The 25,531-nt window shown below is 32.6% G+C and carries 24 protein-coding genes; 17 read left to right on the forward strand and 7 right to left on the reverse strand.

Features of this window, described 5'->3' with window-relative positions:
- The 11 genes from FLACOL7796_RS22950 to FLACOL7796_RS23000 form a co-directional block, all read left to right on the forward strand.
- Positions 1–496 (forward strand): AI-2E family transporter (locus tag FLACOL7796_RS22950; protein WP_173973100.1); only part of this gene is annotated, 496 nt, incomplete at its 5' end.
- A 120-nt stretch (positions 497–616) separates the two neighbouring features.
- Positions 617–2,410 carry a BamA/TamA family outer membrane protein gene (locus FLACOL7796_RS22955; protein ID WP_317168360.1) on the forward strand — a complete coding sequence of 598 codons (1,794 nt, stop codon included), beginning with the start codon at positions 617–619 and terminating at the stop codon, positions 2,408–2,410.
- A gap of 198 nt (positions 2,411–2,608) precedes the next feature.
- Complete coding sequence (locus tag FLACOL7796_RS22960) at positions 2,609–3,148, forward strand: hypothetical protein (protein ID WP_173973102.1); 540 nt, start codon at positions 2,609–2,611, stop codon at positions 3,146–3,148.
- 213 nt (positions 3,149–3,361) lie between these two features.
- On the forward strand, positions 3,362–4,993 hold the full coding sequence (locus FLACOL7796_RS22965; RefSeq protein WP_173973103.1) for an LVIVD repeat-containing protein: 1,632 nt from the start codon (positions 3,362–3,364) through the stop codon (positions 4,991–4,993).
- Positions 4,994–5,198: 205 nt separating this feature from the next.
- Positions 5,199–7,730 carry a PIG-L family deacetylase gene (locus tag FLACOL7796_RS22970; RefSeq protein ID WP_173973104.1) on the forward strand — a complete coding sequence of 844 codons (2,532 nt, stop codon included), beginning with the start codon at positions 5,199–5,201 and terminating at the stop codon, positions 7,728–7,730.
- A 122-nt stretch (positions 7,731–7,852) separates the two neighbouring features.
- Positions 7,853–9,589 carry a sodium:solute symporter gene (locus tag FLACOL7796_RS22975; RefSeq protein ID WP_173973105.1) on the forward strand — a complete coding sequence of 579 codons (1,737 nt, stop codon included), beginning with the start codon at positions 7,853–7,855 and terminating at the stop codon, positions 9,587–9,589.
- 19 nt (positions 9,590–9,608) lie between these two features.
- A complete protein-coding gene (locus tag FLACOL7796_RS22980; RefSeq protein ID WP_173973106.1) occupies positions 9,609–9,923 on the forward strand; it encodes a hypothetical protein in 315 nt (104 codons plus the stop codon).
- Between the two features lie 2 nt (positions 9,924–9,925).
- Positions 9,926–10,612: an SH3 domain-containing protein gene (locus tag FLACOL7796_RS22985; RefSeq protein ID WP_173973107.1), complete on the forward strand. Its 687-nt coding sequence runs from the start codon at positions 9,926–9,928 to the stop codon at positions 10,610–10,612.
- Positions 10,613–10,948: 336 nt separating this feature from the next.
- The gene (locus FLACOL7796_RS22990; protein ID WP_173973108.1) at positions 10,949–11,110 is read left to right on the forward strand and encodes a hypothetical protein; all 162 of its coding nucleotides are present in this window, start codon (positions 10,949–10,951) and stop codon (positions 11,108–11,110) included.
- Positions 11,111–11,190: 80 nt separating this feature from the next.
- Positions 11,191–11,799, forward strand: a complete 609-nt coding sequence (locus FLACOL7796_RS22995; RefSeq protein ID WP_173973109.1) for a hypothetical protein — start codon at positions 11,191–11,193, stop codon at positions 11,797–11,799.
- A gap of 78 nt (positions 11,800–11,877) precedes the next feature.
- Positions 11,878–12,507 carry an MCP four helix bundle domain-containing protein gene (locus FLACOL7796_RS23000; RefSeq protein ID WP_173973110.1) on the forward strand — a complete coding sequence of 210 codons (630 nt, stop codon included), beginning with the start codon at positions 11,878–11,880 and terminating at the stop codon, positions 12,505–12,507.
- Positions 12,508–12,513: 6 nt separating this feature from the next.
- Here the strand turns inward: FLACOL7796_RS23000 and FLACOL7796_RS23005 are convergent, their stop codons facing one another.
- The 7 genes from FLACOL7796_RS23005 to FLACOL7796_RS23035 form a co-directional block, all read right to left on the reverse strand.
- Positions 12,514–12,927 carry a nuclear transport factor 2 family protein gene (locus tag FLACOL7796_RS23005; protein ID WP_173973111.1) on the reverse strand — a complete coding sequence of 138 codons (414 nt, stop codon included), beginning with the start codon at positions 12,925–12,927 and terminating at the stop codon, positions 12,514–12,516.
- Positions 12,928–12,929: 2 nt separating this feature from the next.
- Entirely contained in the window at positions 12,930–13,454 is a 525-nt protein-coding gene (locus tag FLACOL7796_RS23010) for a TetR/AcrR family transcriptional regulator (RefSeq protein ID WP_173973112.1), read from the reverse strand.
- 303 nt (positions 13,455–13,757) lie between these two features.
- The gene (locus tag FLACOL7796_RS23015; protein ID WP_173973113.1) at positions 13,758–14,600 is read right to left on the reverse strand and encodes a DUF2911 domain-containing protein; all 843 of its coding nucleotides are present in this window, start codon (positions 14,598–14,600) and stop codon (positions 13,758–13,760) included.
- Between the two features lie 71 nt (positions 14,601–14,671).
- Complete coding sequence (locus tag FLACOL7796_RS23020) at positions 14,672–15,334, reverse strand: HAD family hydrolase (protein ID WP_173973114.1); 663 nt, start codon at positions 15,332–15,334, stop codon at positions 14,672–14,674.
- A 171-nt stretch (positions 15,335–15,505) separates the two neighbouring features.
- On the reverse strand, positions 15,506–16,219 hold the full coding sequence (locus FLACOL7796_RS23025) for a tRNA threonylcarbamoyladenosine dehydratase (protein ID WP_173973115.1): 714 nt from the start codon (positions 16,217–16,219) through the stop codon (positions 15,506–15,508).
- Positions 16,220–16,347: 128 nt separating this feature from the next.
- Positions 16,348–16,995 carry a TatD family hydrolase gene (locus tag FLACOL7796_RS23030; protein ID WP_173973116.1) on the reverse strand — a complete coding sequence of 216 codons (648 nt, stop codon included), beginning with the start codon at positions 16,993–16,995 and terminating at the stop codon, positions 16,348–16,350.
- On the reverse strand, positions 16,995–17,594 hold the full coding sequence (locus FLACOL7796_RS23035) for a DUF1684 domain-containing protein (protein WP_173973117.1): 600 nt from the start codon (positions 17,592–17,594) through the stop codon (positions 16,995–16,997). Before FLACOL7796_RS23035 ends, FLACOL7796_RS23030 begins: the two co-directional genes overlap by 1 nt.
- A 97-nt stretch (positions 17,595–17,691) precedes the next feature.
- On the opposite strand from FLACOL7796_RS23035, the gene FLACOL7796_RS23040 reads away from it, so the two are divergent.
- The 6 genes from FLACOL7796_RS23040 to FLACOL7796_RS23065 all read left to right on the forward strand — a co-directional run bounded on the left by FLACOL7796_RS23040 (position 17,692) and on the right by FLACOL7796_RS23065 (position 25,510).
- Positions 17,692–18,909, forward strand: coding sequence for an MDR family MFS transporter (locus FLACOL7796_RS23040; protein ID WP_173973118.1), 1,218 nt, complete (start codon positions 17,692–17,694; stop codon positions 18,907–18,909).
- 336 nt (positions 18,910–19,245) lie between these two features.
- On the forward strand, positions 19,246–19,614 hold the full coding sequence (locus FLACOL7796_RS23045; protein ID WP_173973119.1) for a BlaI/MecI/CopY family transcriptional regulator: 369 nt from the start codon (positions 19,246–19,248) through the stop codon (positions 19,612–19,614).
- Positions 19,615–19,619: 5 nt separating this feature from the next.
- Complete coding sequence (locus FLACOL7796_RS23050) at positions 19,620–21,641, forward strand: M56 family metallopeptidase (protein WP_173973120.1); 2,022 nt, start codon at positions 19,620–19,622, stop codon at positions 21,639–21,641.
- 49 nt (positions 21,642–21,690) lie between these two features.
- Positions 21,691–23,295: a M56 family metallopeptidase gene (locus FLACOL7796_RS23055; RefSeq protein ID WP_173973121.1), complete on the forward strand. Its 1,605-nt coding sequence runs from the start codon at positions 21,691–21,693 to the stop codon at positions 23,293–23,295.
- Between the two features lie 26 nt (positions 23,296–23,321).
- On the forward strand, positions 23,322–23,690 hold the full coding sequence (locus tag FLACOL7796_RS23060) for a BlaI/MecI/CopY family transcriptional regulator (protein WP_173973122.1): 369 nt from the start codon (positions 23,322–23,324) through the stop codon (positions 23,688–23,690).
- Positions 23,691–23,695: 5 nt separating this feature from the next.
- A complete protein-coding gene (locus FLACOL7796_RS23065; protein ID WP_173973123.1) occupies positions 23,696–25,510 on the forward strand; it encodes a M56 family metallopeptidase in 1,815 nt (604 codons plus the stop codon).
- The last annotated feature ends 21 nt before the right edge of the window (positions 25,511–25,531 follow it).

Below are 25,531 nucleotides of genomic sequence, written 5' to 3' on the forward strand. Positions count from 1 at the left end.
TAATTATATTGTTAGTTTAATTATAGAAATGATAGTTGTGTCTGTATTAACAGCTTTAGGACTTTGGATCATCGGAATCAAGTATTTTATTCTGTTAGGATTAATTACAGGGATTCTTAATGTTATACCTTACATAGGAATTTTAATTGCTGGAATTATTACCGTTTTGGCTTCTTTAACAGGATCGGCAGATACTTCAATAATCTTAGGTATTTTAATTGTGAATGTAATTGTTCAATTGATAGACAACAACTTATTAGTGCCTTTAATTATTAATTCTAAAGTTGAAATAAATGCTTTTGTTTCCATCATCGGAATCATTGTCGGTGGCGCCGCAGCAGGAATATCCGGCATGTTTTTAGCAATTCCGCTTTTAGCAATTTTAAAGATAATATTTGACCGAATTGAATCGTTAGAGCCCTGGGGATATTTAATGGGAAATCATATGCCGAGAAAATTTACCTGGAGAATTCGAAAAGCACGAACCGAAGATTAAATAGTATCTCGTTTTTACAAAATAGTCTTATTAATTTACTATATTCATATCAAAAAATAACTTTTAAGCCCGTATAATCATCTAATGTCTCTAAACTCTAAAATAATAATCTTTCTCCTCTTGTGCTTTTGTTTACAAAGTACCTATGGTCAGGTTGATAAGTCAAAGAAAGATGCCAAAGAAAAAAAAGACACTACAGAGGTTTATACTAAAATTAAAAATTATTCTAAGAGAAATAAATTTACACAAACACTTCATAAACTATTATTCAGATCGGCTAAAACAAAGAAAAAGGAACCTATTCTGGTGCAAAATGACACAACCAATTTTAATGGTAAAATCATTAGAAAAATCAATATCGTGACCTTAGATCCGTTTGGACAATCTCTTACTGATACTACTCAAATGCCCAAAAATTGGGGAGAAAGAACCGGAAACAGATTGCATCTGAAAACAAAAAAAATAGCGATTTACAACTTATTACTATTCAAAAGAAATACACCTTATGATACTTATAAAGTACAGGAATCTGAGCGTTTGATACGTTCTCAGAGGTATGTTTCTGCTGTGAGAGTGACAAATAAAGTTGCCGGCGTAGCTTCAGATTCTGTAGATGTTACCATTCGTGTTTTGGATTCATGGAGTACAATTCCTAAATTTTCTATTTCCAGTAGCCGCGTTTCACTTGGAGTAAAAGAAAAAGACTTTTTTGGAACTGGACAACAACTTGAATATCGTTTTACCAATCGATTTGATGATGGCAGTAATGGTAATGATGTTACGTACACGGTACCAAATATCAAGAATACTTACATTGGTACAACATTGCATTATAACATGGATCTTGACAATAATTATACTAAAAGTATCAATATAGAGCGACTCTTTTATTCTCCGCTTACGAAATGGGCCGGTGGTGTTTATGTAGGTCAGATTTTTAGACGAGATTCCTTGCAGGCGCCAGACAGTTCGTATGCCTTTCAGCCTTTTAAAAATAACTTTCAGGATTTATGGGCAGGACATGCTTCTAAAGTATTTGAAGATGAAAACGGAATAACCAATTTGGTTGCTTCGGCTCGATTTCTTAATATTAATTATAAAGAAAGCCCTTCTCCACTCTATGATCCCACCAATTTTTATTCGGATGAAAAATTTATCCTTACCGGAATTGGACTTAACAGACGTAAATTTATAAAAGAAACTTATCTCTTTAGAAATGGCCAGGTTGAAGACGTTCCTATTGGGAGGATCTATGGAGTCACTTTTGGATATCAATATAAAAATACTTTTTGGAGGCCTTATGTTGGTGGACAATTTTCATTTGGAAATTATTACAAATTTGGATTTCTAAGTATGAATTTTGAAGCAGGTACCTTCTTTCATCAATCAAAAACCTATCAAACGGCATTTTTGATGGAAACCAATTATTTTACAAAGCTTTATACAATTGGTAATTGGAAACTACGACAATTTGTTAATCCTAAGTTTGTTATAGGCGTAAACCGTGAAGATATTATTGGAGATCAGCTGAATATCAACGAACAAAATGGTTTAGCCGGATTCAATAGTGCGATATATGGAACGAATAAAATGGTTTTGTCACTTCAGACGCAAACCTATTCTCCGCATTCACTTTGGGGATTTCGTATGAATCCATTTTTTAATTATTCGATTGCCGTACTAGGAAGTCCTAATGATGCAATGGGAAGAAATAAAGCATATCAAAAGATTACCCTGGGATTATTGATCAGTAATGACTACTTAGTATTTAGTTCATTCCAGCTTTCGATTTCCTACTACCCTACTATTCCTTTTCAGGGTGATAATGTATTTAAAACAAATACTTTTGAAACCACTGATTTTGGTTTGCAAAATTTTGAACTTGCTAAACCAAGAGCTGTAGAATACCGATAATTGAATTTTGTCTATATTTTTTTTCAAAATTATAATTTTACGAAAACGTTTTAAAAATCAAAACGTTACAAAAAATCTATATAAACATTACTCGTTAAAACGCTAATTTAATCCGACCAAATACATTTCATTTTCATTTTTGGCACAGTATATGAATATCCCTAAACAGGAATAACATTAACATTAAAACTAAAAAAAATGAAAACAATAAAAATAGCAATCGTAGGTTTATTTCTGATGGTTGCAAGCGCCACACAAGCTCAGGTATCAATAAATGTTAATATAGGATCTCCTCCTGCATGGGGACCTGCGGGATATGCAGAAATGGAATATTATTATTTACCAGACATCGAAGCGTATTATGATGTAAGAGCTTCTCAGTTTATTTATTTTGGCGGAGGAAGATGGGTTAGAACAACTTACTTACCAAGACAATATAGAAATTATGATTTATACGGAGGCTATAAAGTAGTTTTAACTGATTACCACGGAAGAACTCCTTACACTTATTTTGATCGTCACAGAGTAAAATATTATAAAGGATATCACGGAGCTCCACAAAGACCTTACAGACCAGGAGAGGTTTATGGTTATAATGAGCGTCGTAATGATCGTAGAGATTATAGACATTATGATAACAGAAACCACGACAAGCACGACAAACATCATGATAAGCATGATAGACGTGATAGACATGATGATGATGATCACGGACATGGCGGTCACGGAAGAAGATAATTTACTAAATAGTTAATTTTCAATATAAGAGAGTATCAAATTAATGATACTCTCTTTTTTTTCTTTATAATTTAACGACTAATTCATCAATTCATTGCGCATTTAACATAAATAACTATCGTACAAACAGTTGAGTTAAATAATTCTTAAGTAATACCTTATTTTATTGTTTTTATGGCTTATATTTGCAAAAAATTAAATTAAAGAAACAACATGAATAAAAAAGTTTATTTATTTTCATTTATAGCAATGTCGCTTTTTACATTTTGTACAAGCAATGATGATTCAAATACTGATAATCAGGCAAAAGACAATGCTATCGAAATCAATAACGATATTACTTCTTTAAGTAAGAGATTGGATTACACTAATTCAGGAGTACTTTCTATTACAGGTCTTTCAACCGGAAAATTCGCTAAAAGTGCTGAATCAGCAACAAATAATTTTCCATTGGTACAAATTGCAGAGGTAAATCCTCCAACAGATGGTAGCGGAAAAACGTTACAGGCAAGTCATGTGGCTGTAAACGGAAACTATGCTTATGTAGCGTATACTATGCGTGGAGATGCTTATTCAGGAGCAATTGACCTTATAGATGTTACTAATCCTTACAAACCTAAACTAATTACATCGGCATTAATTGCCAATACTGATATTACATCGCTTACTTACTCAAACGGAAATTTGATTATTGGAGCGGCGACAGATATCGATAAAAATGCGGCATTCACCAATCCTTCAATTGTAATTACAATGCAATTGAGCTCTGGAATGCTTACTGATAAATATACGATTACAAATCTTGAAGGAAAAGTTACAACAGATGTTGCAGCAAATTCAACTTCTTACTTTGCTACTACCGGAGATAAAGGAAGTTTGTTTAAAATTAATAGCACAACAAAAGCAATTTCAGGAAAAGCTACTCTTGATGATTTGCGTTCTGTAGCTATTAGTGGCGATAAAATCGTTACTTTAAGTGGTACAAAAGGTGTAAATATTTACAATGAATCTACTCTTGCTTTACAAAAAAGTTTCACAACTTCTGCAGATGTAAGCGGAGCAAAAAGAACAATGGACTTTGATGGTACTAAATTATTAGTATCTGAAGGATATAACGGTTTAGGAGTTTACGATATCAATAGCGGTTCGAAAGTACAAACTCTTGCATTGGCTACATCTGGTGAAGATAATGTTACTAACGCAGTTTCTGTAAACGATGGTTATGCATTTGTTGCAAATGGTGCTGCTGGTTTAAATGTTTATAAAACAGGTACGCAACTTGATTTATTAGGAACAGTAGATATTTTAGGTTCATCAAACTATGTAAAATCAAGTGGTAACTTTATTTATGTAGCAAGCGGAAAAGGTGGTTTGAAAATTATCAAAATGGAAAAACCAAGTACTGTTTTTGCTGGTTGTACAGGATATGGTGCTTATAACCAAGGTCAGAATTTAATTTTAAATTCAAACGAAATAAAATCATACTCTGGTTCTACTGCAATTAGTTCTGCTATGATCAATTCTGGTGCGATATTAACACATTGTGGTTCAATCACGATTCAAAATGGTTTGACTTTAAATAGCGGAGGAACTTTTAATATGAGAGGAACTTTAGCACAAGGAAAATACCAACAACAAAATCCTACAGAGTTAATCATCAACAGTAATGCTGTATTACAAATTGAAGGTACAGTAGTAATCTGGGGAGACTTAAGATTAAATAGCGGAGCGAAAATTAACTTTATAGGAAATGATTCGTCTATTACTATTTACGGAAAAGTAACAAAAAATAGTAATGTAACCATTACCGGAACTTATAAAGATACAGAAAACAAACTAAAATAATTGTTTCTGTACTATTCCAGAATTACACTAATATAAGGTTTTATATTAATTCTATTAAAAGCTGTTAGATTTGATCTAACAGCTTTTTTTTTGAACCAGTTTTCTTAAAAAAGGAAATCAATAACCAAACATTAACATTTCATTTAAATACTGTTCAAAAATATAATTAGTATTTTTGAAGCTCTTTCAAACATTTAACTACGCTATGCGAAAAATCCAGATACAAATTCTTCTTATTTTTTTAACAGGGATTTCCATTTCTTTTGCACAACAACCACAAAAACCAAGTTCTGTAGAAATTTACAATCAAATCAAAAAATTAAACTTTTTAGGTTCAGCTTTATATTTGGCTGCCCATCCTGACGACGAAAACACCCGTTTGATTTCGTATATGGCCAATGAGATGAATGCCAGAACCGGTTATTTATCTTTAACACGTGGCGATGGAGGTCAGAATTTGATTGGTCCTCAATTACGTGAATTATTGGGTGTTATAAGAACTCAGGAATTAATCGAAGCTAGAAAAATAGACGGTGGAGAGCAGTTTTTCTCTCGTGCAAATGATTTTGGTTACTCAAAAAATCCTGACGAAACCTTAGAAATTTGGGATAAGGATAAAGTATTGGCAGACGTAGTCTGGACTATTAGAAAATTTCAACCCGACGTAATCATTAATCGTTTTGATCATCGTTCTCCCGGCACTACTCACGGGCATCACACATCATCGGCAATGTTGAGTGTAGAAAGTTTTAAACTTACCAATGATCCAAAAATATATCCGGAACAATTAAAAGATGTAAAACCTTGGCAGGTAAAGCGTTTGTATTTTAATCCGTCGTGGTGGTTTTACGGCAGCCAGGAAAAGTTTGACGCCGCTAATAAATCAAAATTTACCAAACTGGAAACAGGAGTTTATTATAACGGAATCGGGAAATCGAATCAGGAAATTGCAGCTTTAAGCCGAAGCCGTCACCAGTCTCAAGGTTTTGGAAGTACTGGGGCACGTGGTCAGGAAACAGAATATCTGGAACTCATTAAAGGAGATGAAGCTAAAAATCTTGATGATTTATTTGATGGAATTGATACTTCATGGAATCGTGTTAAAAACGGAAAACCAATTGGAGATTTAATTACAACAATCATCTCTAAATATGATTTTAGTAACCCATCGGCGAGTATTCCTGATTTAGTAAAAGCGTATATAATGATTGAAGCTCTGGAAGATGATCATTGGAAATCTTTAAAATCGGCGGCTATAAAAAACATCATTGCATCTTGCTCGGGACTATATCTTGAGGCTGTTGCCACGGAACAGGAAGCAACTCCGGGAAGCACGATCAGATTAAGTCTTGAGGCTATTAACAGATCTCCTGTTGATATGCAATTGATGAGTGTAACTTCATTGCCGGATAATAAAAATTCACCGCAGAATATAGCATTAAAAAATAATAACGATCAAAAATTCAATTTACAAATTCAGCTTCCTAATACTATTGAATATACTCAGCCTTATTGGTTAAAAGAAAAAGCTACTATAGGAATGTATACCGTTTCTAATCAGGAAAATATTGGTATTCCGGATATTATCAGACAGGTAAAAGTTGTTTTTAATATTAAAATACGTGGTGTCGAAATTCCGTTTGAGCGTACCGTTGTTTACAAATACAATGATGGCGTAAAAGGCGAAATGTATAATTTTCTTGATATCGTTCCTGAAGTAACGACTTCCGTATTAGAGAAAGTACTGATTTTTGGATCTGTAAAAAGTAAAATGATTCCCGTAAAAGTACGCGCAGGAAAAGATAATATTAAAGGAAAGCTACAATTAGAATTGCCTAAAAGCTGGAATGTTTCTCCAAAAGAAATTGCTTTTAGTTTAGATAAAAAAGGAAACGAACAGATTTTTTATTTTGAGGTTACTCCGCCCCTAAATCCGGAAGAAGCCGTTGCAAAAAGCATTGCAATTGTAGATAATAAACGTTTTGATAAAGATTTGACTATCATTGATTACAGCCATATTACCAAGCAAATGGTATTAAAACCAGCTGAATCAAAATGCATTCGAATTGACTTAAAAACCAACGGTGACGCCATTGCCTATATTATGGGTGCAGGCGACGAAGTTCCGGAAAGTTTGGCTCAAATGGGTTATAAAGTAACCATCATTAAACCTGAAGAAATTACACCTGAAAAACTGGATTCTTTTAATGTTGTAATTACAGGTGTTCGTGCTTATAACACTGTAAATGCTTTAGCCAACAAACAAAATATACTTTTTAATTTTGTAAAAAGCGGCAAAAACATGATCGTACAATACAATACTTATGGTAAAACTGTAACCGATCAGATTGCGCCTTATCCACTAAAAATCTCAAACGATCGTGTGACCGAAGAAAATGCAAAAGTTACTTTTCTGGCGCCAAATCATCCTATTTTAAATACGCCAAACAAGATCAGTTCAAAAGATTTTGAAGGCTGGACACAAGAACAAGGTTTGTATTATCCAGATCAGTACGATCCTGCCTTCACTCCTATTATATCGTCTCATGACAAAGGCGAATCGCCTAAAAACGGGGCTTTATTAGTGGCTCCTTACGGAAAAGGATATTATATTTACACCGGTTTGAGCTTTTTTAGAGAATTACCGGAAGGTGTTGCCGGTGCTTACAGATTGTTATCGAATATGATTTCATTAAAGCAGCCAATAGAAGCTCCTAAACCGGAAATAAAAAAATAAACATTCAAAATATGGAAGCTAAAAAAACGAAGAAATGGAAAAAGAGCTACACCTATGTTTTGGTGGCCAATGCTATTTACATTGTGATTTTTTTCTTAATCATGCAATTATACTCATAACCTATGCAACTATTTGATTGGATCGTACTTATTGTTACTCTTTTATTTATTGTTGGGTACGGTTCCTGGAAAACCAGAGGAAGTAAAAACGTCGAGGATTTTATTTTAGGAAACAACGAAACCCCTTGGTATACCGTGGGATTGTCTGTTATGGCAACGCAAGCCAGTGCCATTACTTTTTTATCGACTCCGGGACAAGCTTATCATGACGGAATGGGATTTGTGCAATTCTATTTTGGATTGCCAATCGCTATGATTGTTATTTGCCTGACTTTTATACCATTATATCATAAAAATAAAGTCTTTACAGCTTATGAATTTTTAGAGAAGCGATTTGATCTTAAAACACGTTCATTGGCCGCTATCTTATTTTTGGTGCAAAGAGGTTTAGGAACAGGACTTACAATATATGCGCCCGCTATCATTTTGTCGGCACTTTTAGGCTGGAACTTGACTTTAATGAATATTATTATTGGAGTTCTTGTCATCATTTATACCTTTTCAGGAGGAACAAAAGCGGTAAACGTCACCCAGAAACAACAAATGTTTGTTATCATGTCGGGAATGTTTATTACCTTTTTCCTGATCTTACATTATCTTCCAAACGATATGACATTTACTAGTGCATTGCATATTGCGGGTGCTAACGATAAAATGAATATTGTAGATTTTTCTTTTAATCCTGAAGAAAAATACACTTTCTGGAGCGGAATTACAGGAGGTTTTTTCCTTGCCCTCGCCTATTTTGGAACTGATCAATCTCAGGTTGGCCGTTATTTATCCGGAAAATCTGTTCGCGAAAGCCAAATGGGTTTAATCATGAATGGACTTTTAAAAGTGCCAATGCAATTTTTTATTCTATTAACCGGAGTTATGGTTTTTGTGTTTTTCCAATTCAATCCTGTTCCGTTGAATTTTAATCCGAATAATAAAATTGTTATTGAAAAATCGGCTTATAAAGAGGAATATCATGCTTTAGAGAAAAAATTAAGCACGCTTTCAGAAGACAAAAAAGTAATTAATTTACTGTACATCGATCAGTTGAATCAGGATTTTGATAATCCAATTCTAAGAAAAGAATTAGTTACTCTTTCTAACAAGGAAAAAGATCTTCGCGACCGTGCCAAAGAAATAATTTTAAGGGCAGATAGTAATAGCGAAACCAATGATAAGGATTATGTGTTTTTTCATTTTATCTTAAATTATTTACCTAAAGGACTTATTGGTTTGTTATTGGCTGTAATTCTTTCGGCAGCAATGTCATCTACAGCTTCGGGATTGAATGCCTTAGCTTCTACAACAGCAATTGACATTTACAAACGAAATTTAAAAACCGTAAAATCCGAAAAGCATTATCTAAATGCGACTAAATTTTTCACCTTATTCTGGGGAGTTGTAGCTATTCTTTTTGCTTGTGTAGGGACTTTGTTTGAGAATTTAATTCAGTTGGTTAACATTATTGGTTCTATTTTCTACGGAACCGTTTTGGGAATCTTTTTAGTTGGATTTTACTTGCGCTATGTAAAAGCAAAAGCAATGTTTATTAGTGCGATCATTAGCCAGATTACCATATTTATCATTTTCTATTTTACGATTGCAATACATCCAAGCGGTCAGGAAAAATTAGGTTATTTATGGCTGAATTTTATTGGTGCTATTTTAACCATAATATTGGCATTGTTTATACAAATTGCTTTCTTTAGAGGAGAAAAAGAAACTGATAACGTGGTTTTGGAGTAATTCAAACAAAATTAAACTTTTGGAAAAAAAGACAACAACAGATAGAAAAAAACTATTTACTTCGGCTATTATTGGAGTTTTGCTTTCGTTTCCGTTAACGGGATTTATATATGGATTTTCTACCTGTAAAGATTGCGGAGAAGGAATAAGCGGAATATTTAGCAGAATATTTATTGGTTTTGTTGAAGCGATACTTACTACCATTACGTTAGGCGCTCCTTGGGATAATGAAGGCGGGACAACAAGTACTAATCTAAGATTTTACGTTTTTCTAGCGGCTCTAATTTTTACCTTGATGATTTTTTTTATTCGAAAAAGAAATCAAAATAAATAAAAATGAAGAAAATTTTTTACCTCTTTTTAATCTTAAGTTCTAATTTTTGCTTTTCTCAATTTGCTATAATAAATGATGCTGACGGATATGTAAATGTTCGAAGTTCTGCCAAAATAGCCAATAATATTTCGGACAAACTTGATAATGGATTTGTTGTCTATTATTTTGAACCAGAAGGTAATTGGGCAAATGTAGATTACCAAAAAAATGGAAAAGATTTGCATGGTTATATCTACAAGGATAAATTTAAAGATATTACTACTTTTAAAAAGATTCCTTTAAAGTCTAATATCAATGGTAAAGCAATTCTGGCCAATAAAAACATCAGAATTGAACTTACAGAAACTAAATTTATAAAAGCAAATCATAAATTAAAATTTCTGGATAAAGATTCAGATATTATTATTAAAATTGACAATTTAGGTATATTTGGAACTGACGGAGGTATTCCGAAAACGGAATATAAATCTATTGATGTGCAAATAAAAAATGAAAAGATTGAAATTCCGGCGAGTGCATTAAAAAACTTGTTTGAGCCCAATCTTGAGTATTCGGAAGCCTATTATGATGAAGTAAATAATATTTTATATATTCAGGCATTAAATGGTGATGGTGCGGGAGGATATATAATTTTATGGATTATTGAGAATAACAAATACAAATCAAGAGCTGAAGCTTCTCCTTTTTAGTATTAAATATTTAAGCTATGATAAAAAAAATCCTCTTTGCTGTATTATTAATTTTAAGCTTTCAGGCAAAAAGCCAAAATACAGATGAGAGTATGGAAATTGAAGATCATTCGATTTCGGCACAACTTTACACAAAATGTTATGAGAACTTAAATCAAGGAACTGAAATTATAGAACAAAATCCTAAATGGAAAGATTCGAAGCCGTGTTCATTATTATATTGTATGATGCTTTTGGGATTGGAGGATAAAGAAGCAACAAATTGGCAAAGATCGATTAATAGGAATCACGACACAACTTTATCGCGAAGGAAATTCTGTTATATTGATTATGGGAATGGAAAGTTCTCTCGAAGCCGAAAGGAGAAATGAAAACTTAGATGATGACGATCACATCGTTTATATCAGCTATGGTGAATGTACAAATCCGGCATTTCTAAGTGAAGGGGCTGAAATTGTAAACAAGCAAACAAGAACATTAATTTTTCAAAATAAATAATAATATTTTTTGTAACTCATCTATTGAATATTTGTAATAAAAAAGTACTATTTTAGTCTTTGCCAAAAACAAACCATTTAATGAAATATTCAGAGGAAATACAAAAACTACTTCCCCTAGGTTACATTTATCTTGTAATATTAGGAATACTTAAAGAGAGCATCTTTTACTATCAATTAGGAATAAATATTCTGAAATATTCAACGATCATGGACATTTTACTTAGTCCAATTGCTGAGTTTACTTCAAATCCAATAACACTTTTATTTATAATATCACTTTTTGTCTTTCATTATAATTTGCCAAAAATCTTTCTGAAGTACCGTAATAATAGAACACTTCAAAAAATTTTCGAATTAAAATCTGAAGAAAAACTATCTGAAGACGAGATTAAAAATTATTACATTTTTGCCTCTTTCAAAATGTTTGCTGTTATTTTATTATCATTTTTTATTGGAACAGGAGTTGCTGGTGGCTACTCTACTATACATCGCATCAGGGAAAATAAAATAGATTATAATTATACTTTAAATTACAATAGTGGTGAATCTAAGCAAATTTACCTTATTAGCACCAATAGCATTTATTATTTTTATGTTGAAAAAGGAGATAAAAGCATACAAATTGCGCCTATTGGTTCAATAAAAAATATAAAGAAGGGTTTAAAAGTTGGAATACTTGCAAAATAAAACAAAGTTCCTATCAAAAATTAAGCAATACATTCCATTTAATAAACAGTCTTACAAATCAATTTAAAACGCAGCATTATGAAAGATTTAAAAAAATACAGCAATAAAACGAAAGCTGCTTTTATTTTACTTATTGTGATGCTAATCATTCTGTTGGGTAACTTTAATACGCTTCAGAATTCGAAAAACGTAAATAAAAATATCAATGAGATTTTTAATGACCGACTGGTTGTGGCACATTATATTTTTCAATATTCTAAAGAACTTCATTTTATAAAAGCTGAGGCTGAAAAACTCGATTTAAGCGATAACATCAAAAAAGACGAAATTATTCGTACGCTTGATGTAATTCATAATATTGATGATTTGTACGCTAAAACGGTTTTAACCAATAAAGAAAAACAGTATTTTGATGCGTTTTTGATTTCGTGCAAAGAAATAAACAAACAGGTAGCGAGCAAAAACTGGAGCAAAATTGCCAGTCTGAGCCATGATGCCTTACTGACTTTAGAATCATTATCTCAGATTCAGATTCAGGAAGGAAAGGCGAAACTGGCAAGCGCTAATGCTATGTACAGCAAAAATAATAGTCTTGGGCAATTGCAAATTGCATTGCTTATCATTCTGGGCGGAATTACTTTTTATTTGCTAATCGTAAAGAAAATAAAGAGAAGCATTAAAATTCCTGAGCCGCCAAGTATGAACTAGTTGATTTTATTTCAACTTTCTATCTTCTTCTTTAATCGCAAGATCGTTTATACTGGCAAATCTTTTTTGCATTAGACCATTTGTATCAAATTCCCAATTTTCATTTCCATAAGCTCTAAACCAATCTCCGTTTAGGTTTTGATATTCATACTCAAATCGAACGGCTATTCTGTTTTCGGTATGTGCCCAATATTCTTTTTTGAGTTTATAGTTTTTCTCTTTTTGCCATTTTTGAGTGAGAAAATATACTATTTCTTCCCTTCCGTTTACGAACTGATCCCTGTTTCTCCATTCGCTGTCAATGGTATACGCTTTTGAAACTCTTTCCGGATCCTGACTGTTCCAGGCGTCTTCGGCCAACTGAATTTTTTCTAATGCCGTTTCGTATGTGAAAGGTGGCAACGGTAATTTTTGTTCCATTTTTATGAAATTAAGGTTTGAATGATTTTTTTTGACTGCTCGATCAGATCATTGGATTTGAATAACTGACTTTCGATAATACAACTTTCGAAAAGTAAATAAACATGATCTGCTATAAGATTATCGGGTAAAATGGCTTTGAAATACTGACGTAAATCTGTTTTATGACTTTGAATTACGCTAAGAATCTTTGTGTTATCTGAAGGGATTTCTGAAAGAATATTTAGAAAACTACATCCCCGAAAATCTTCCTTTTGATTCATTTCTATTAAAAAATCAAAAGAAGCTAAAACTTTTGCTTTTGTATCTTTTTCCGATAAAGTGAAGTTTTCTAATACATTGAACCAAAAAGTATGTCGCTCATTTAGAAACGCTACACATAAATCTTCTTTTGATTTAAAGTGCTGATAAAAACTCGCTTTGGCAACTTTGGCTTCTTCGATAATCTGGTTGACGCCTGTTGCGTTATAGCCTTGTTTGTGAAACAGGACTGAAACGGTATCTAAAATTCGTTCTTTTGGTAACATTTGATCATGATTTACAGATACAAATGTAAATAATATTTTAACACAAACAGACAAGTCTGTCTATATTGCTTAATATTTATTTTTCTACACAATCTTGTCATCTCGACGAAGGAGAGATCACAATAGAAACTCGGCAAAGATTGCTCCATTTAGTAACGGAATTTCTTGTGTGATCTCTCCTTCGTCGAGATGACATAAACAACACAAAAAATCAAAAAAAAATTCCAAATCCCAATTGAATATTGGAATTTGGAATTTATCTCGAAGTTCGTCAGTATTGGAATTTAACAATTCAAAGAATTATTATCTGCTCCACTCTGCGATACTGTCTTTATTTAATTTTACGTAATCCTGATTGTTAGCAGCTTCAGCGGCAGCAAGTGAAGCTTTTGCAGTTTCAACAGCTCCTTTTTTATCTCCTTGTTTTGCCTGGATTTGCGCTTTTAATCTTAAAATAAAATATGGTTTTTCAGTACTTAAATCTAAAGATTTATCTACATAAGTTCTAGCTGTTTCGATATTTCCATTTGATTGAAACAAGTAAGTAGCAGCAGCAAAATAATCATTTGCAGATGGTCCGTTTAGAGTTTTCTCTATACTTGCTGTAGCAATTTTAGCTGTTGGCACTTCGAATTTTAAAGCTACGTGAGAGTTTTCCCAAGCCATATCTAAATATCCAAAATTTGGATCTAATCCATTTATTCCGATTGTAAAAGTCTCTAGCGGAGTTGGTAAAGCATCTTCTTTTACAGTAGTTCTTAAAGCAACATAAGCATCATTCCAGTTTTCCGGCAATCCCCAGTTGTCTGTAGAAAGGTAAAAAATAACTTCCCAGCTTTCGATTTTAGGAATAGTATAAATTGCATATTTTCCTTTTTTCAATGTTTTACCATCGATTACTACATCATCACCAAAATTAATGATTGTATTTTCGTTAGCGCCGGTTCTCCATAATTTACCAAACGGAACTAAATTTCCGAAAACCGCTCTACCCCTTGCACCTGGCCTTGAATACGTAACTTCAACATCAGTTAATCCAACTGTTTGTTTGATATATCCTTTAGGACTCGCTTGTGGTGTTTTTATCTGCGCCTCTGTAGCAAAAGGAGCCAGAATTATGGCTAATGCAATAAGTACTTTTTTCATTTTTTGAGTTTATTTTGTTTCGTTCAAATTTACAAATTCAATTACCGAACAAATGTTAAATTTTCTATAATTCAGCCCTTTAGCTGTGATATTTTTTGAGCGTCTAATTCGCTGAAATTGTTGATGATAATATCTGCATCTGACAAATCCTGCAGCTTAGAATGTTGACTGTTATATCCCACACAATAGATTCCAGCTGCTTTTGCTGCTTTTACACCGTTTGTGCTGTCTTCTATAATGATGCATTCTTCTTTTGGCGCAACTGATAAAGATGCCGCATGAATAAAAATAGCCGGATTTGGTTTTGATTGCGGAAAATCTTCTCCACTTACAATATCCGTAAAATACTGATGCAAATTGAATCTTGTAAACACGCGATCGATCGTAACTTTTGAAGCTGATGAAGCTAAAATTAACTGTATTCCGCTGTTGTGTAAATCTTTAATCAAATCTTCAACGCCTTCTAAAAGATACAAATCTTCTTTGGTATCAAAAGCATCATTAAAAATATTTCTTTTTCTCTTAATCAAATCTTCTACCTCGTGCTCAATCGTCGGGAAAAATCCTTTTAGAGTCTGAAATGTATTTCGAGTCGAAAATCCGGTAAACGTAGTATACATTTCTTCGGGTACTGTAATATTTAATTCTGAGAATTGTTTGTAGTAGGCATAACGATGAACCGGTTCAGTGTCTACAATTACACCATCCATATCGTAAATTACTGTTTTAATCATTTTTTTTTAAGGTACTAAGGTTCTGAGTTGCTAAGGCTCTAAGTTTTTTTTCTAGCAACTTTGTCAAAGTTTAAAACTTTGGCAAAGTTATTATTAAGGCATTCTGAAACTAAGAACTCAGAGTTACTAAACTAATACCTTAGCAACTTAGAAGCTTAGAATCTTAGCGCCTTACTTTTTAAGCAAATATCTAATTACTGTTTCGGCTACGTGTAGGCCAAACAGCCCCGGCATATAACTGTTGGTTCCGTAGAATGACTTTTTAAAGTTCTTTCCGTCGGTAAGTTTTAAGCTTTTTTCGTCTTGAATTTCAGAAGAGAAAACTACTTTTAGTTTGTTTATTTTTTCTGCTTTCAGACGTTTTCTAATGGTTTTAGAAAAGTAACAATTGATGGTTTTCGAGATATCAGTCACTTTTACTTTAGAAGCCAACATTTTTCCGCCAGCGCCCATACTGCTTATGATTCTTACTCTTTTGCGTTTTGCTGCAATAATCAGGTTTAATTTTGGTGTAATACTGTCAATACAGTCCAAAACATAATCGAATTCCGGAGACACAATTTCAAAAGCTCTTTCCGGAGATAAAAATTCCTGAACACGCGTAAGTTTCAATTCGGGATTAATATCCATCAAACGATCTCCTACGATTGTAATTTTAGGTTGTCCTACAGTTGAATGTAAAGCAGGTAATTGTCTGTTGATATTGGTAATATCTACAACATCTCCGTCAACAATTGTCATGCTACCTACTCCTGCTCTTGCCAAAAACTCAGCTGCAAATGATCCCACTCCGCCTAATCCTACTACCAAAACATTTGAGTTTTGTAAATTTTGCAATCCTTCTTTTGTAAATAAAAGCTCGGCTCTTTCTGTCCACTCTGCCATATATCTTATTTTGTTGTTTTTTATTTGTTTTTAATATTTTGTTTCAGGTTTGTCATGCTGAGCGAAGTCGAAGCCCTTTCTAATTTTAAAGCCCTTCGACTTTGCTCAAGGTAACCAACTTCATATTTTTACTTCTCAAAAACATTCCGATAATTACTTGAGATAAGCTCTTGTAATTCCTTAATTGTTATATTTTTATATTCTGATGCCAGATCGTAAACTTGTTCGATACTTTCTTCGATTGTATCTGTTTCCAGAAAAAACCGATCGTTTGGAGTATTCTGAAATACCGTTTTTAAATCCGGATTTTTTAATAAATATTTTCCAAATGAAAGATAAAATCCTGCTGCAATTAGTTGAGTAGCGAGATGATTGTTTTTAGAAAAACCATGAATAATCATCGGAACCGAAATTTTCATTTTCTTTTTAATGGCAATCACTTCCTGAAAAGCGGCAACGCAATGGATAACAACCGGCTTTTTGTATTTTTCGGCCAAAGCCAATTGTTTTTCAAAAACCAAAACTTGCTGATCTAACGGAATTTCTATTCGTTTGTCTAAGCCGCATTCGCCAATTGCCAGGCAATTTTCGGTTTGTAATTTTTCTTCAATAATTCTCAAATCTTCATCAGTTCGATCTTCCTTAATATACCACGGATGAATGCCAATAGAATAAAACGGAATCGACGCATCAAACTCCTCCGGATATTGATTGACCAATTCTAAAATAGTAGATTGATTGGTAAATTGATGGGTATGAAAATTGAAAAATTGCATTAATGAAAAGTTTTTACCCCTGCTTTTATTTCAACATTCAAATCGTTTTCTAACGGAACTAACGGACAAGAATATTTATGATTGTAAGCGCAATACGGATTATATGCCTGATTAAAATCTACCGCAAGTGTATTTCCTTTCGGGATTTTTAGATCAATATACCTTCCTCCTATATAACTTTCCTTTCCTGAAGTTAAATCTGAGAAAGGCAGAAACAAGTGATCTTTGTATTCTTTGGTTTTCGAAAGTTCTATATTTCTGTAAACATTCAGCTTAAGCTCTACTCCGTCTATAGTAAAATATAAAGTTCCATATTTAATATATTTTGGCGTTCTTGTTCCTGTGGTTTTCATTTCGAAAACTTTTTCATTTTTCGCCTTTTCAAATTTTGCATTCACAAAATATTTACTGTTTATAGGATAAAAATCTAAAGTTTTGAAAGTCTTTAAATCTTCTTCCATCAACGGACTTGTTTTAGGATCAGCATATTCGCCATTTATGGTCTTCTGAAATTTTTCAGCTTCTTTTTGATCAAATTTATTTTGGGCAAAACAGAAATTTACAATCAGTAATACTAAAAAAGCAATAACATTTTTCATCTTAGAAATTTTGAGCAAAAATAGTTTAAAAGTAACAAAGCAGCAACCGCTGATCCCTACAAAGTTTCGTAACTTTGTTGCAAATAACTTATTTATAATGCTCAAGACCGCTTTTAGTCACTACATCAATAATTTTAAAGGATTTTCGAGAGAAATTTGGATACTTACAATTGTTACTTTTATCAATCGTGCGGGAACGATGGTGCTTCCGTTTTTATCAAAATATTTAAAAGAAGATCTTCAATTTACATATAATCAGGTAGGTTGGATTATGGTGGCTTTTGGTTTAGGATCGATGTTGGGTTCATGGTTGGGCGGAAAATTATCGGATAAAATTGGTTTTTACAGAATCATGATTTTCAGTTTATTTACGAGTGGAGTTTCGCTTTTCTTCATACAATACATTACTACATTTTGGGCATTGTGTATCGCGATGTTTGTTTTAATGACCATTGCAGACATGTTTCGTCCGGCAATGTTTGTTTCGTTAGGCGCTTATGCTAAACCAGAAAACAGAACAAGAGCCTTGACTTTGGTACGTTTAGCCGTGAATTTAGGTTTTGCTGCCGGTCCTGCTTTGGGTGGTTTGATTATTATGGGAATTGGATATTCAGGTTTATTCTGGATAGATGGCGCTTCGTGTATTGTTTCGATTTCGATTTTTGCTTTATTGGTTAAAGAGAAGAAAAAAGTAGTTCACGAGGATAAATCTGAAAGTGCTGCAGCGATAAAATCTGTTTTTCATGATAAAATCTTTTGGGTTTTCTTATTTGTAAGTTTTATCACGGCTATGATTTTCTTTCAGCTTTTTACGACTTTACCTTTATATCATAATGAGAAATTTGGTTTAAGCGAATTTCAAACCGGTTTATTAATGACTTTAAACGGATTACTAATCTTTGCGCTCGAAATGCCTACCGTTGGTTTTATGGAACGAAAGGGCTTTCCGAAGATCAGGATTATTATTCTCGGATCATTTATAATGGCGCTGAGTTTTTATTTATTGTTGATTAATGTTTGGGCGGGAATTCTCGTTATTAGTATGATTTGTATTTCGATTGGAGAAATCTTAACCTTTCCGTTTTCGAATGCATTTGCGCTGAGTCGGGCTCCGCGTGGACAGGAAGGCCGATATATGGCGCTTTATACAATGAGTTTTAGTTTGGCTCACATTATTAGTTCTAAAGTTGGTTTCGAAATCATCTCGAAATTAGGTTATCAGACCAATTGGTTTTTCATGGCTTCTATCGGAATTATTGCAACGCTTTGTTGTTTATGGATTAAGAAGGCATTGCATAAAGAGAAAGTTCTCTAAAGATTTATTCTGCTTGTACTCATCTGACAAATTTTACTGCAAATAGATTAAAGCTGTATGTTTTAACCGCAATGCACGCTAGTTTTTTTTATTTTTAGATTCTTATATAAACGCAAAATTCGCAAGGCTATATCTACATAAAGCCTTGCGAATTTTGCGTTTATATTTGACTATTATAGAAAAACCTTGCTCCTGTTAGCCATCGGAATTACGGTTAACTCTCCCATCATTTTCAAGCTCTCAATTCTATTCAAACGTGTTTTTTAGTTAATTAACTACTTTTATAGTTGCGTAACTAAAAAAATAGTTGTAGGTTTGAATTAAAATTAGAAAAACATGCAAAAGTTAACCAACAAGGAAGAGGAAATCATGCAAATTTTATGGAAACTTAAAAAAGCATTCGTAAAAGAAATTCAGGCAGAAATTATTGAAGACCAACCTCATTACAACACACTTTCGACAATTGTTCGTAATCTGGAGGAAAAAGGTTTTGTGGGCCATAATGCATTTGGAAACACGCACCAATATTATCCTATAATTACTTTAGAAGCCTACAGCAAAAAGTATATGAATACTGCAATTGACAACTATTTTAATAGTTCTTATAAAAATATGGTTTCGTTTTTTGCCAAAGAAGAGAAAATTTCGGCACAAGAATTACGCGAAATCCTGGCCATGATTGAATCTCCAAAAGAAGAAAAATAATTATTATGGAAGCATTTTTCATATTTATCGCAAAATCCAGTGGGCTATTAGTTTTGTTTTATTGTGCTTATTATTTTTTATTGCGCAAAGAGACTTTTTTTAATAGCAACAGATGGTTTTTATTGGCCGGATTAATCACTTCAGTCGTATTACCTTTTTTGGTGTATACCAAAGATATTTGGGTCGATCCTACTCCAATGATAAATTTGAATCTTACTCAAATAAATATTTCTGAACCGGTAAAAGAATCTTTTCAGATCAATTGGAATTATATCATTATCGCTTTATATAGTATTGGTTTTCTTGCTTTTGTATTGAAATTTTTAATGGATTTTAAAAGCTTAAATTCTCTTTTAAAAGGAAAAAAAGTATCTCAACAAGCTGACTTTAAATTTATTGACACTACCGAAAACATAGCTCCATTCTCTTATTTTGATTATATCGTTTACAACTCATCAATGTATACGGCTATAGAATTAGAGAATATTATTGAACATGAAAAAGTACACAGCGAGCAAAATCATACTGTAGATGTACTTATTTCGAGAGCTTTTTGCATCTTTTTTTGGTTCAATCCAATTGTGTGGGGGTATAAAAAAGCAATTACTCAAAATCTTGAGTTTATTGCCGATAAAGAAGCTGCGAAAAAAATCACCGACAAAAGAGCGTATCAATACACTCTTTTAAAAATAACAACACATGAAAATTGTGTTGCTATCACCAATCATTTTTATCAATCATTAATCAAAAAACGAATTGTTATGTTAAACAAAAATCAATCAAAAAAACGAAACTCCTGGAAGTTTTGCGTTGTTGTTCCGGCACTTATTGCTTTTGTTCTTTTATTTCAAATTGAAACTGTTGCGCATGAAAAACCTCAAATTGTAACGGCAAAAAGCAATTTAGGAGGAATGGATGTTTTTAAAATTACAAAAACAACCACAGACGGAGAATTCAATCAAAAAACAAAATTACTAAAGGAGAATTTTGATATTACAGCAAGTTTTTCAGATTTAGAAAGAAACTCGAAAGGCGAACTGACTGCTATTAAAATCGAATTAAAAAAAGGAAACGAAATTTCGAAACAAATGCAGGTTAAAGGAGATGATGCGATCAAAGCTTTTGCTATCATTGTCTCTACGCTTGAAAACGGAAAATTAACTATCGATTTTAAAAGTGATGAATCATCAATTACCGATAACAATATACAAGCATTAAGTAATTCAGTTGCGGCCGGAGAAAAAGAGATTTTTATTAATGGCGAAAAATCAACTGAAGAGGATTTGGCAAAACTGGATTCTAAGGAAATAGAAAGTGTAGATGTTTCAAAAAAATCAGGTAAAACAATTATTACTGTTATTACCAAACATCTTACTAAATCTTTTAAAATTAGTGATAAAGAAATTTATATTAATGGTGTAAAATCGAACGAAAAAGAACTTTCACTTTTAGATCAGAAAACAATTGACAAAGTAGATGTAAACACTAAAGAAAACACAATAAGCATCACTACAAAAACTGTAACCAGCACTTCTAATAACGGTACTGTAAAAACAAACTCACAGGTTACAACAATAGTAAATCAACAGGAAAAACCGCTTGTAGTGATCAATGGTGATTTAGCAAGTCCTGATTTTGACACTAAAGATATGGATCCGAACAAAATTAGCAGTATAAATGTCCTGAAAGGAGAAAAAGCCACTGCAAAATATGGTTCGGACGGAAAAAATGGTGTAATAGAAATTACTACCAAAACTCCAACAGACAAAGATGGTAATGAAAAGAAGGTTTACAAAGGATATCCAATAATTAAAAGTAACACCAGCGAATCATCAACTACTACCCAATCTGATAAAAAAGACAAACAATTAATAATTGTTGACGGAGTAATCGTAAAAGATAAAAGTCTGGGTGAATTAGATAAATTAGACATCAAAAAGATGGAAATTTTTAAAGGATCTGAAGCTGTAGCCAAATACGGTGAAAAAGGAAAAGACGGCGTAATTGTTATTACGACAAGAAAATAATTCAAAGCTTAGTTGTAATTAAACCTTCAAAAAAGATAAATAAATATTTATGGAAACACTCTTCACATTTATCGCAAAATCAACAGGTTTATTAGTATTGTTTTACTGTGCTTATTATTTTTTACTGCGCAAAGAGACTTTTTTTAATAGTAACAGATGGTTTTTATTAGCCGGGTTAGTTACCTCTATTGTATTGCCTTTTGTTGTATATACCAAAACAGTTTGGGTCGATCCTACTCCATTTTTAGTAAATGGTTCTCAAATTTATACGCCGGAACCTAACGCAGCTGAATCTTTTACAATCGATTGGAATTTAGCTTTAATAGCAATTTATGTTATGGGTTTTCTGGGCTTATTACTAAAGTTTGCTTTTGATTTTTATAGCCTGAATTCTGTGCTAAAAGGCAAAAAAGTAAAACAACAAGCTGATTTTAAATTTGTAGACATTAACGAAAATATTGCTCCTTTCTCCTACTTTGATTATATCGTGTACAACTCATCACTGTACAGCGCCTCAGAGTTAGAAAGTATTCTTGAACATGAAAAAGTACACAGCGAGCAAAATCATACTATAGATGTTTTAGTATCGAGAATCTTTTGTGTGTTGTTTTGGTTCAATCCAATTATTTGGCTGTACAAAAAAGCCATATTGCAAAATCTGGAGTTTATTGCTGATAGCGAGGCTGCACAAAAAATATCCGACAAAAAAGCGTATCAATACACGCTTTTAAAAATAACAACACATGAAAATTGTGTTGCCATTACCAATCATTTTTATCAATCATTAATCAAAAAACGAATTATTATGTTAAACAAAAAACAATCAAAAAAGAGAAATTCCTGGAAGTTCTATGTGATCATTCCGGCGCTGGTAGCTTTTGTTCTTTTATTTCAGGTTGAAGTAATTGCAAAAGAAAGACAACAAATTCTAAAAGAAAATTCAGGAGAAATTGCGTCTGTTGATATTTACAAAGTCAAAAAGAATTCTACGGATGCTGAATTAAAAGAAATCAAAGAGAAATTAAAAGCGATTCATAATATTGACTTTGAAGCTTCTGATATAAAAAGAAATGCCGAAAGCGATCTGACTTCGATTAAAATTGACATCAAAATTGGCAAGAACGAATCACAATCTATTCAGACTGGAGGAAGCAAGCCTATCAAAAATTTTGGAATAATCGTTACAACAGAGAAAGACGGCAGTAAAAAAGTAGGTTTTCAAACTGGTGATGAATCAGGTAAAGACCAACAAAACTCTACCAGTAAAACAATAACTATTAAACAAGACGCTAAAAGCAATACTAATTCTGCTAAAAATGCTAAAAATAATTCTACTTCTGATAAAAACACTAGTGCAAGTACTAGTACTAATGTTGTAAATGCTGATGTAAATACTTCTTATAGCTATAATATAAATAGTAACATCAAGGACGGAACTGTTATTACGGTATCTTCTTCGAGTAGTGATAATGCGAAAAAATCAGATCCATTGGTAATTGTTGATGGTGTTGTAATTACCTCAAATAATAGTGCCGAAGATCTTCAGGAGCTTAATATCAAAACGATGAATGTTTTTAAAGGTCCGGAGGCTGCGAAAAAATATGGTGAAGAAGGTAAAAACGGAGTAATTGTAATCGAAACTAAAAAAGAATAGTTTCAGTTACTTAAAAAACTAAAATCATGCAAAAGTTAACCAATAAAGAAGAAGAAATCATGCACATTTTATGGAGGCTTAAAAAAGCATTTGTAAAAGAAATACAAGCCGAGATTACTGAAGAGCAGCCGCATTACAACACGCTTTCGACAATTGTACGCAATCTTGAAGAGAAAGGTTTTGTAGGTCATAATGCTTTTGGAAACACGCATCAATATTATCCGGTAGTTACGTTGGAAGCATATAGTAAAAAGTATATGAATACTGCAATCGACAACTACTTTAATAGTTCTTATAAAAATATGGTTTCGTTTTTTGCTAAAGAAGAAAAAATTTCTGCAGCAGAATTACGCGAAATCTTAGCTATGATTGAAACTTCAAAAGAAGCAATATAATTGTTATGGAAGCACTTTTTATTTTTATCGCAAAATCAAGCGGATTGTTGGTTCTTTTTTATTTCGCTTATTACTTTTTATTGCGCAAGGAAACCTTTTTTAGCAGCAGCAGATGGTTTTTATTGGCAGGTTTGATAACCTCAGTAATTTTACCATTCTTGGTATACAACAAGATTGTTTGGGTCGAGCCAAGTGCTGCTATTGAAACTCCGGCTATAGAACAAAAAACTAATGCAGTTGCAAATTTGAATTTCTCTCATGTTCCGTTTCATAATGTTCAAAATGAATCTTTTGAAATTAATTGGAATTATGTTCTGTTGGGTATTTATGTTCTTGGCTTTATTGCTTTGGTAATAAAATTCGCCATTGATTTTTATAGTTTGAATACGGTTTTAAAAGGTAAAGAAGTACAACAACAAGCTGATTTTAAATTTATAGATATTAACGAAAACATTGCTCCTTTTTCTTATTTTGATTACATCGTGTACAACTCATCAATGTATACGGCTTCAGAATTAGAGAATATTATTGAACACGAAAAAGTACATAGTGATCAAAATCATACTGTAGATGTATTGATATCACGCGTTTTCTGTGTGTTATTCTGGTTCAATCCAATCATTTGGCTGTACAAAAAAGCTATTCTGCAAAACCTTGAGTTTATTGCTGATAGTGAAGCTGCCAAAAAAATATCCGATAAAAAAGCGTATCAATACACGCTTTTAAAAATTACAACGCATGAAACTTGTGTTGCTATTACCAATCATTTTTATCAATCATTAATCAAAAAACGAATCGTCATGTTAAACAAAAATCAATCAAAAAAGCGTAATTACTGGAAGTATTACGCTATAATTCCGGCACTTGTAGCTTTTGTTCTTTTATTTCAAATTAATATTATCGCGCAAGAAAAAGAACAAAAAGCACGTAAGCAAGTCGCTGAAAAACAAGATCCTGTTTATGTTTTTAAAATTCAGAAAAATACAACTGATCAGCAATTAAAAGAAATGGCTGAAAACTTAAAGCAAAAACATAATATTGATGTTGTAATTTCTGATGTAAAAAGAAATAGCAAAAAGGAATTAATCGCTATTAGAGTTGATATTCAAAAAGGAACAGAAGATTCTCAAATACTGCAAATTGATGGTGACGAAGCTATCGCAAATTGTGGTATTGTAATCAACACTGAAAGTAATGGTGCTAAAAAAGTTGGCATTATTACAGAGGATGCCTCAGATAAAACAACGGTTGTTGGAAGGCGTATGACACAAATAGGTCAGGCAAATATTGTAAATGGCAGTGTGTTAACTGCACCTTCTGCTCCACCTGTACCGCCAACTCCTCCTGCATTTCCCGGCGGAGTAATGCCGCAAGCGCCTAATGCCAATTTTAAAATTCCAACCCCTCCTACGCCTCCGTTAAATCATAAAGATAAAGCTGCAATGGCAAAATTCGAAAAAGAAATGGCTGATTTTGAGAAAAAAATGGCCGTTATCGAACCGCAAATATCAGCTTACGGAAAACAAGTAGATGAAATTATGTCGCAAAAAGGAGCGATGTACGAGAAGGAAATGGCTAAATACGAACTTGCTATGGATAAATTTAATGCCGATATGGATAAATTTACTCAGGGTATCGAGCAAAAATATGGCAAAGACTCTAAAGCTTTTGAAGTAAACATGAAGCAATATGAAATTGACATGAAACAGCACGAACTTGATATGAAGCAACTGGAAAAACACATGAAGCAATATGAGAAGGATATGAAACTTTATGAAAAAGAATTAAAAAGAAAAGAATTAGAGAGCAAAAAATCGTAATCAATATCCTTAAAAACATAC

The sequence above is a fragment of the Flavobacterium bizetiae genome, assembly GCF_902804475.1.
In the GTDB taxonomy this organism is placed as follows: Bacteria; Bacteroidota; Bacteroidia; order Flavobacteriales; family Flavobacteriaceae; genus Flavobacterium; species Flavobacterium bizetiae.